Here is a 7,969-nt window from a genome sequence, read left to right on the forward strand (position 1 = left end):
GGTACATTGATATTTGCGATTTTGCTATCAAAGACAAAGTCTGTATATTTTACTTTATCAACTGCTACTATACCTATTTTTATAACATCGTCTGATCTTCCAAGATCATTTGAGATTTCAAATTTTGAGTCATATTTAAAGTCATCTATCAAAATATTACTTATATCATTAGATGCGAAAGACACCCTTTTAAATTTAACTTTTGCCAAATAAGGTACAAGCTGACTCTCTAAAATTTTTGAAATCTTAACTGGCTCTTTATAACTTGAGTCGATATAAAATCCTTCGATATTTAGATCAACTTTGTTGTACTCACTAAAATCTTTCAAAACAATCTTATCTGCTTCAACCTTTAAGCTGTTTATACTATCTTTTGAATCAAGCGTCATACCAATCTTTATATCTTTTGTATTAACGGCAGTTTTTTGCTTATCGTTAAATTCAATATTGCTAAATTTGATATCTACATCTTTATCGCCAGTTAAGCTAACTTTTGTTTTAGTTGTTGCAATGACATTTGATCCCATAAATGTTGCGATAATATTTTTAATCATATCGTTTTGGATAGAAATTTTTGAGTCTATTTCAAAACCATCTATAAAAGCAAGTACTGTATGAGAAATTTCATTTTCTACTTTAAAAACCAAATCCTCATTTACATTTTTACCAAATATATTTTCCAAAAGATCTTTTGAAACACTAAAATCAAATGATCCTTTTGAGCCAAAAAAACCTTTTTTGTAATTGTTATTAGAAATTTTAAAGCCCTTAATATTGTTTAGATCATTCACTATCCTTTGATAGTTTTTCTCCACCTCATTTGAAGCAAAATAAACCGCTCCAATGGCTACCACGATAACTACGATTAAAGCAGATATCACCTTTTTCATGCTTTTCTCCTTTTTGTAATATGTTGTAAAAAAAACCAAATTCCAAGCAATAAACAAACCATAGCAAGAGGCATAATATATCCATGCTCGCCAAGATAGTCACTTGCACCTACAAAATAATCACCCGCTTTAAAGCTGGCAAATCCGATAATGACCGCCCAAAGCACTGACGAGATCAAATTTATAATGCTAAATTTATAAAATGAATATTTCGTAAGTCCAAGCGCGATAGGAACCAAAGTTTTGACGCCGTAGATAAATTTTTTGATAAATATTATCTTATCGCCGTGTTTTTTGGCCAAAATTCCTGCATAAGCAAGCTTTCTTTTATGATTTTTGATATAAGGCATAAGTGAGTTTTTATTAAATCTTGCGACATAAAAAATTAGCGTGTCACCAATTGTATTTGCCACAGCAGCGACAATTACACTAAGAGTGATATCCATCTTGCCAGCAAAACTTAAAATTCCAGCGGCGATTAATGCAACCATACCGCCACCAAGGCTATAAAAAAACAATACAATATAGCCGTATGTTGAAACTGAGTTTATGATATCTTGCATTAATCTCCTAAAAGTTTAGATGCGGAGGCTATTAGCTGTTCGTATGCATAGCCACTTTGCTTTAAAATTTCTTCTCTTGCACTGATGACTGCTCCACCAAAGCTAGCTCCCGCAAAAAAACCATCATTTGCGGCATATGCGTAGATATCACTTGAAAATTTAAAATCGCTTACTTTACTGTAATTGCGTCCAATGTCACCAAAAGCTACTGACAGCTTCGTGTCAAGCGTGATCTTGGCATCTTTAATATCGTGGATAATGCTATCTTTAAATATAAAAAGCACAAGCGAACTATCTTCATAACCAAGCTGTATACCGATACTGCCGCCACTTATGCTAACTGGTAAAATTTCACTTGGCGAGTTAATGTTACCAACAACCATGATACCATCCCCACCCATACCACCAACTACAAAACCGACCTTTTTAACACTTGGAAAGATGATCGTTGCTTTTGACTGCTCGATTAGCTCTTTTATAGGAGCATTTCTAGCGCCTCTCATCGTTGTTATAAACGAGTTTGCCGAGTCCAGCACGAGCTCCTCGCTGGCAAAGCCAATTGAGAAAAATAATAAAATTGAAAAAAGAAATTTCATATCTTGCCGTTATTTTGCAAAATCAACAGCACGAGTCTCTCTGATGACACTTACTTTTATCTCACCAGGATACTGCACCTTGCTCTCGATCTCTTGAGCTATCTCTTTTGCTACAAGCACGGCCTCATCGTCGTTTATGAGCTTAGCGTTTGCGATGACGCGGATTTCACGGCCCGCATTTATCGCATAAGCTTGCTTGATGCCATCTTTGCTTTTTGCGATGTTTTCGATCTCTTCGACACGCTTTAAGAAGCTCTCAAGTACCTCGCGCCTTGCACCTGGACGAGCTGCACTTAGTGCATCAGCTGCGCAAACAGCCGCACTTTCTATACTTGTTGCCTCTTCGTGGCCGTGGTGAGCGTAGATAGCATTGATGACTACTGGATGCTCTTTATAGCGTTTACAAATTTCTGCTCCAAGATCAACGTGGCTGCCCTCATACTCGTGAGTTAGCGCTTTACCGATATCGTGAAGTATGCCAGCTCTTTTTGCAAGTTTCTCATCTCCGCCACACTCAGCTGCAATGATGCCAGCAAGGTGAGCTACTTCAAGGCTATGAGCCAAGGCATTTTGACCGTAGCTCGCTCTAAATTTAAGCTTGCCTATTAGTTTTACGATCTCTGGATGAATTTTATTTAGACCAAGATCCATGACGATATTTTCGCCCTCTTCTTGTATACTTTGCTCAAATTCTTCAGTCACTTTTTTGTGAAGATCTTCTATCCTTGCTGGCTGGATTCTGCCATCCTCTACCAAAAGCTCGATCACTCTTGTTGCGATCGCACGTCTGTAAAGGTTGAAGCTACTTAGTATGATCGCATGCGGGGTATCGTCTATGATAATATCAACGCCAAGCACCATTTCAAGGGTCTTAATGTTACGTCCCTCTTTGCCAATGATCCTACCTTTTAGCTCATCGTTTTTGATATTTACGACATTTATCAGACGCTCAGCCGCAAATTCTCCAGCAAATCTTGACGTAGCCTGCGCCAAGATGTAATTAACTCTCTTTTTAGCCTCTCTTTTAGCCTCTTCTTCATATTTTCTGACGATGTGAGCGATGTCTGCACGAGACTTCTCCTCAACCTTTTTAAGCACAACCTCTTTTGCCTCTTCTTCCGTTAAACCAGCAGCGTGCTCGAGCACTCTTATCGCCTCTTCTACTTTGTTTTGATAAGTCGCTTTTAAATTTAAACCCTCTTCGTAAGTGATCTTTGCATCTTGCTTATCTTTTTCAAAAAGCTCTTTGCTCTCGTTTAAAAGCTCTTGCTCATTTAGCAAAATTTTCTCTTTTTTGGCTAGTTCATCAAATTTACTTGCATACTCTTTTTGAAGCTTTGTCGTTTTGTCATCGTATCTTTTTTTAGCCTCAAATTCAGCCTCTTGTACTGAAATTTTAGAATTTTTAAGCGTTAGCTCAGCCTCATACTCAATAGCTTTCGCCTTTGCTTTTGCTTGTTCTAAGAAAATGTTGTAGTTTGCATCATTTATCTTTTTGGCGTATAGATACCCTGCTCCAACGCCCGCCACACCGGCTCCTAAGCCTATTAAAACCTCTATCATTTATTCCTCTTTTTATATAATTTTTATTTGGGGTTATATAAAAGCCTGCTACCGCGTCTTGTGCATTTGAAAGCACATCTTTGGTGTAAAAGTCTTTTATCTCAAGAAAAACTATCCGTTTTGGCTTAATAGGCAAAGAGTCAAAAAATCTATCATAAAATCCTTTTCCATGCCCTATCCTAGCCATAGTTCCATCAACCCCAATCGCTGGAACTACTGCCATATCAAGTCTAACATTATCCATTTTTTTGCCAGATGGCTGTCTGACGTTAAATTTATAAGTTATAAATGGCAGTCGCAATCTTACCATCTTTAAGCTAAGACCTACCATAAAAGGGGCAAAAATTTCACATTTACGTGATAAATTTCGCCTTAGTTTAAGCACATCGACTTCGTAGTTAAGTGGCAAATAAAACAATACTTTCTTAGAATTTGTAAAATTTATCAATTTCAAAAGCGTTTTTGTAGCTTTATAATGCGAGCATTTGGCCTTAAATTTAGTAAGTTTCATTAAATTTGCTCTTGCATTTTTTCTAAATTCATTTTTTTCTAAATTAACGCTCATTTTATGCTCTTTCTTGTATAATCCTGAAATCTTATTCAAAAGGAAATTTATGACATTAAAACGAGCAATTATAACATCACTTTGCATTTTTGCATTTTTTGGATGTGGCGACGAGAACAAGCAAAAAAAAGAGCAAAATACAAGCGAACAAACGCAAGGCAAAATTTTAGATAAAAATGCTAGCAAAGATAAAAATTTAAGCAAAGACTCACTCACTCCAAAAATGAGTGAAAGTGCCCAAGAAAACGAGATAAAAGAGATAAATCTAAAGCTACTAAGTGGCACAACCATGCAGATTACAAAAAGAAGTAATGGCTTTGACGTAAAAGATGGCAAAAAAGCAACTCTTTACGTATTTTTCGCCACTTGGTGCCCTCCGTGCAAGGCTGAGATCCCACACTTAAACAACCTAAGCGAGAAATTTAAGAACGAGCTAGATATCGTTGGTGTGCTACTTGAAGACAAAAGTGAAGATGAAGTAAAAGATTTTGCTCAAAAATATAAAATAAAATATGAAGTCGCGGTTGGCGAGGGAAATTTTTTATTTGAAAAAGCGATGGGTGGCATAAAAGGCTTGCCTGCGTCAGCACTTTTTAAAGCAAATGGCGACTACGTTCAAGGCTACATCGGTCTTGTGCCTGAAGAGATGCTTGAAAACGACATAAATAGGGCAACAAAATAATGCTTGATTTTCTAAAAAAAGGCTTTGAAAAGACCTTTGGAGCGATAAGCTCAGCGAAGAAGTCAAAAAAGATAGACAAAGAGAGCTTAGAAGAAATTTTACTTGAAGCTGACGTAGCTTACGAGATCGTGGAGGAAATTTTATACTACTTGCCGCCACAAGATGAAGTAAGTAGAGCCGATCTAAGACGCGTTATGAGTAGCTATTTTATCTACGAAAATGAGCGCGTGATCGAGCCAGATAAGCCATTTGTCGATCTCATTCTTGGCGTAAATGGTGCTGGTAAGACGACAACGATCGCAAAGCTTGCAAATTTATATAAAAATAATGGCAAAAGCGTCATTTTAGGCGCTTGTGATACATTTAGAGCTGGAGCGATCGAGCAGCTGCGCCAGTGGTCAATCAGACTAAATGTACCAATAGTCGCCACACAGCAAGGGCATGATCCTTCGGCTGTTGCTTACGATACGATCAGCTCAGCCCTTGCAAAAGGTATCGACCGTGTGATCTTAGACACAGCCGGCAGACTTCAAAACCAGACAAATTTGGCAAACGAGCTAGAAAAGATCGTTCGTATTAGCAAAAAAGCTTATGAAAAAGCGCCACACCGTAAAATTTTGATTCTTGATGGCACGCAAGGTAACGCCGGAGTTGCGCAAGCGAAAGCGTTTAACGATATCGTCTCGCTTGATGGTGTCATCATCACAAAGCTTGATGGCACTGCAAAAGGTGGAGCGCTATTTGGCGTGGCAAGAGAGCTTGAGCTACCTATATTTTATATAGGTGTTGGTGAGAGCATGGATGATATCATCAAATTTAATCCAGACGAGTTTTTAGACGAGCTAATGGACGCCATTTTTGAGTAGGGTAAAATTTCTTAGTAAAATTTGCTTTTTCGCTACTCTTTTGGCGATTGATTTTCTTGCATTTACTCCAAAAAGTCCTACGATCATTGAAAACTCGTGGGACAAAGCAAACCATTTTTTAGCTTTTTTCGTCCTTTACATTCTGCTACATCTTGGCTATAAGTTTAAAATTTTAAAAAATTTAGCCCTACTTTTAGCCTTTGGTGTGCAAATAGAACTCGTTCAGGCGTTTTTACCAAATAGAAGCTTTAGCCTGCTTGACATAGTAGCTGACATGCTCGGAGCGACTTTTGGAGTGATGGTAGTTGAAATTTTAAAAAGGATAATTTATGGCAAAAGCAAAGCCAGTTTTTGAATGTCAAGCGTGCGGAAATCAGCAGAGCAAATGGCTGGGCAAATGCCCACAATGTGGGGCTTGGGATAGCTTTATCGAGCTTAGCCAGCAAGAGATAAAGATAAGCAAAGAGATAGCAAAAAGCACCGGAGCGCCTAGTAAGGCTGTAAGCATCGACGAGGTAGAAATTCAAAATTTCACGAGATTTAGCACCAAAGATAGCGAGCTAGACCTCGTTCTTGGTGGTGGCGTTGTCGAGGGCTCGCTTGTTTTAATAGGCGGCAGCCCAGGAATTGGCAAATCAACCCTGCTTCTAAAAATCGGCTCAAATTTAGCAAAAGATGGTAAAAAAACGCTCTATGTAAGTGGCGAAGAGAGCCAAAGTCAGATAAAAATGAGAGCTGATAGGCTAAATGCTGTGGATAAAAATTTATACCTACTAACTGAAATTTGCCTAGAAGATATCTTACTTGAAGTGCAAAAGAGTGATTATAAAGTACTCGTGATAGACTCCATTCAAACGCTTTATAGTCAAAATATAAGCTCTGCTCCAGGTTCGATCACACAGGTTCGTGAGATCACATTTGAGCTGATGAGACTTGCAAAGAGCCAAAATATCTGCGTTTTCATCATCGGACATATCACCAAAGAGGGCTCGATCGCAGGACCAAGAGTGCTTGAGCACATGGTTGATGTGGTGCTTTATTTTGAGGGTGACGCAAGCAGAGAGCTAAGAATTTTGCGTGGGTTTAAAAATCGCTTTGGCTCAACGAGTGAGGTTGGCATATTTGAGATGAGCCAGCACGGACTGGTGAGTGCAAACGAGGTCTCGAGTAAATTTTTCACACGTGGCGGAGCGATGAGTGGCAGTGCTATCACCATCATAATGGAGGGCTCAAGGGCACTTAGTATCGAGATACAAGCACTTGTTTGCGAAAGCGCCTACCCAAAACGAAGCTCAACTGGCTTTGAAAGAAACCGCCTAGATATGCTGCTAGCACTTCTTGAGCGAAAGCTAGAAATTCCACTTGGACACTACGATGTCTTTATAAACGTTTCAGGTGGCGTTAAGATAAGCGAAACTGCGGCCGATCTAGCCGTCATCGCAGCGATAATCAGCAGCTTTAAAAACCGCCCTATTAGCAAGGACAGCGTCTTCATCGGCGAGCTAAGCCTAAACGGCGAGATAAGAGAAATTTTCAACCTTGATCAGCGCCTAAAAGAGGCAAAAATGCAGAAATTTAAAAATGCTATCATCCCAAACAAACCGCTTGACACGCAAGGATTAAAGTGCTTTTATGCAAAAGATATCACGCAAGTGCTTGAGTGGATGTAAATTTATCTTGCCAACGATTTAACATTAATACTTTGCTGGTTAAGCCATGTTTTTTGAAATTTATCTTTTACATAAGTCTGAGAGCATCTATGCTTTTTCTTTGAAATTTAAATTATAAAAATTCCATTCTTTGCTTATAAAATACCTATGCCCTCTTATCCACTTTAAGCTTTGCCACTTTTTCTAAAATCTCAAACATACTCTTGCCACTATCAAATTCACTCTTTATAAATTTATAAAGCTCTTTAAATCTCTCATCGGCTTCAAGCTTATAGGTGTGAGATTTTTTAGTAACTTGTATAGGTGTAAATTTCTTCTCTTTGGTGTTGTCTTCTTTTTCAAGATTATCTATATTCTGAACACCTTTTTCGTTTAGCTCTTTTAATATATTGACAGCGTTTTTAGCATCTTCGCCAGATAAAGTTATATTAAACCGCTCTTTTAGTGCATATTTAGCCCACTCCTCTTTAAACTCATCAACGCTCATATCACTATCAAGCAGATCAACAGTCCTTGAGTTTTGCATAAATAGCAAATCGCTATCGCCACGATATTCATTTAAAAATTCATTTAC

At 38.1% G+C, this 7,969-nt stretch carries 10 protein-coding genes; 4 read left to right on the plus strand and 6 right to left on the minus strand.

Going from position 1 to position 7,969, the window contains the following annotated elements:
* The 5 genes from F3H00_RS09770 to F3H00_RS09790 all read right to left on the minus strand — a co-directional run.
* Positions 1-890, minus strand: an 890-nt coding sequence (locus tag F3H00_RS09770) for a DUF945 family protein (RefSeq protein ID WP_149703836.1), incomplete at its 3' end; no start/stop codon positions are given.
* Positions 887-1,453, minus strand: a complete 567-nt coding sequence (locus F3H00_RS09775) for a DedA family protein (RefSeq protein WP_148798954.1) — start codon at positions 1,451-1,453, stop codon at positions 887-889. The genes F3H00_RS09775 and F3H00_RS09770, both read right to left, overlap by 4 nt.
* Positions 1,453-2,049, minus strand: coding sequence for a lipid-binding SYLF domain-containing protein (locus F3H00_RS09780; RefSeq protein WP_103559257.1), 597 nt, complete (start codon positions 2,047-2,049; stop codon positions 1,453-1,455). The genes F3H00_RS09775 and F3H00_RS09780 overlap by 1 nt, the downstream gene beginning before the upstream one ends.
* Before the next feature lie 9 nt (positions 2,050-2,058).
* The gene (gene rny / locus F3H00_RS09785; protein WP_072594345.1) at positions 2,059-3,612 is read right to left on the minus strand and encodes a ribonuclease Y; all 1,554 of its coding nucleotides are present in this window, start codon (positions 3,610-3,612) and stop codon (positions 2,059-2,061) included.
* Positions 3,533-4,177 carry a 5-formyltetrahydrofolate cyclo-ligase gene (locus tag F3H00_RS09790; RefSeq protein ID WP_107789079.1) on the minus strand — a complete coding sequence of 215 codons (645 nt, stop codon included), beginning with the start codon at positions 4,175-4,177 and terminating at the stop codon, positions 3,533-3,535. Before F3H00_RS09790 ends, rny begins: the two co-directional genes overlap by 80 nt.
* A gap of 49 nt (positions 4,178-4,226) precedes the next feature.
* Between F3H00_RS09790 and F3H00_RS09795 the strand changes: the two genes are divergently transcribed.
* From F3H00_RS09795 to radA, 4 genes are read left to right on the plus strand one after another with little or no spacing between them, the layout of a single operon-like run.
* Positions 4,227-4,859, plus strand: a complete 633-nt coding sequence (locus F3H00_RS09795; protein ID WP_107789080.1) for a TlpA family protein disulfide reductase — start codon at positions 4,227-4,229, stop codon at positions 4,857-4,859.
* Positions 4,859-5,725: a signal recognition particle-docking protein FtsY gene (gene ftsY, locus F3H00_RS09800; protein WP_072594347.1), complete on the plus strand. Its 867-nt coding sequence runs from the start codon at positions 4,859-4,861 to the stop codon at positions 5,723-5,725. Before F3H00_RS09795 ends, ftsY begins: the two co-directional genes overlap by 1 nt.
* Complete coding sequence (locus F3H00_RS09805; RefSeq protein WP_148798952.1) at positions 5,718-6,080, plus strand: VanZ family protein; 363 nt, start codon at positions 5,718-5,720, stop codon at positions 6,078-6,080. The genes ftsY and F3H00_RS09805 overlap by 8 nt, the downstream gene beginning before the upstream one ends.
* Positions 6,055-7,395 (plus strand): DNA repair protein RadA, encoded by a 1,341-nt coding sequence (radA, locus tag F3H00_RS09810; RefSeq protein ID WP_148798950.1) that lies wholly within the window; start codon positions 6,055-6,057, stop codon positions 7,393-7,395. The genes F3H00_RS09805 and radA overlap by 26 nt, the downstream gene beginning before the upstream one ends.
* 145 nt (positions 7,396-7,540) lie before the next feature.
* On the opposite strand, the gene F3H00_RS10660 is transcribed toward radA, so the two are convergent.
* On the minus strand, positions 7,541-7,969 hold a 429-nt coding region (locus tag F3H00_RS10660; protein WP_223155282.1), incomplete at its 5' end, for a Cj0814-related protein.

The organism is Campylobacter concisus (genome assembly GCF_902460845.1).
Lineage (GTDB): Bacteria > Campylobacterota > Campylobacteria > Campylobacterales > Campylobacteraceae > Campylobacter_A > Campylobacter_A concisus_X.

Coding starts and splice junctions, on each gene's coding strand:
- F3H00_RS09775 (WP_148798954.1), bottom strand. CDS start 1,453: ATGCAAGATATCATAAACTCAGTTTCAACATACGGCTATATTGTATTG.
- F3H00_RS09780 (WP_103559257.1), bottom strand. CDS start 2,049: ATGAAATTTCTTTTTTCAATTTTATTATTTTTCTCAATTGGCTTTGCC.
- rny (WP_072594345.1), bottom strand. CDS start 3,612: ATGATAGAGGTTTTAATAGGCTTAGGAGCCGGTGTGGCGGGCGTTGGA.
- F3H00_RS09790 (WP_107789079.1), bottom strand. CDS start 4,177: ATGAGCGTTAATTTAGAAAAAAATGAATTTAGAAAAAATGCAAGAGCA.
- F3H00_RS09795 (WP_107789080.1), top strand. CDS start 4,227: ATGACATTAAAACGAGCAATTATAACATCACTTTGCATTTTTGCATTT.
- ftsY (WP_072594347.1), top strand. CDS start 4,859: ATGCTTGATTTTCTAAAAAAAGGCTTTGAAAAGACCTTTGGAGCGATA.
- radA (WP_148798950.1), top strand. CDS start 6,055: ATGGCAAAAGCAAAGCCAGTTTTTGAATGTCAAGCGTGCGGAAATCAG.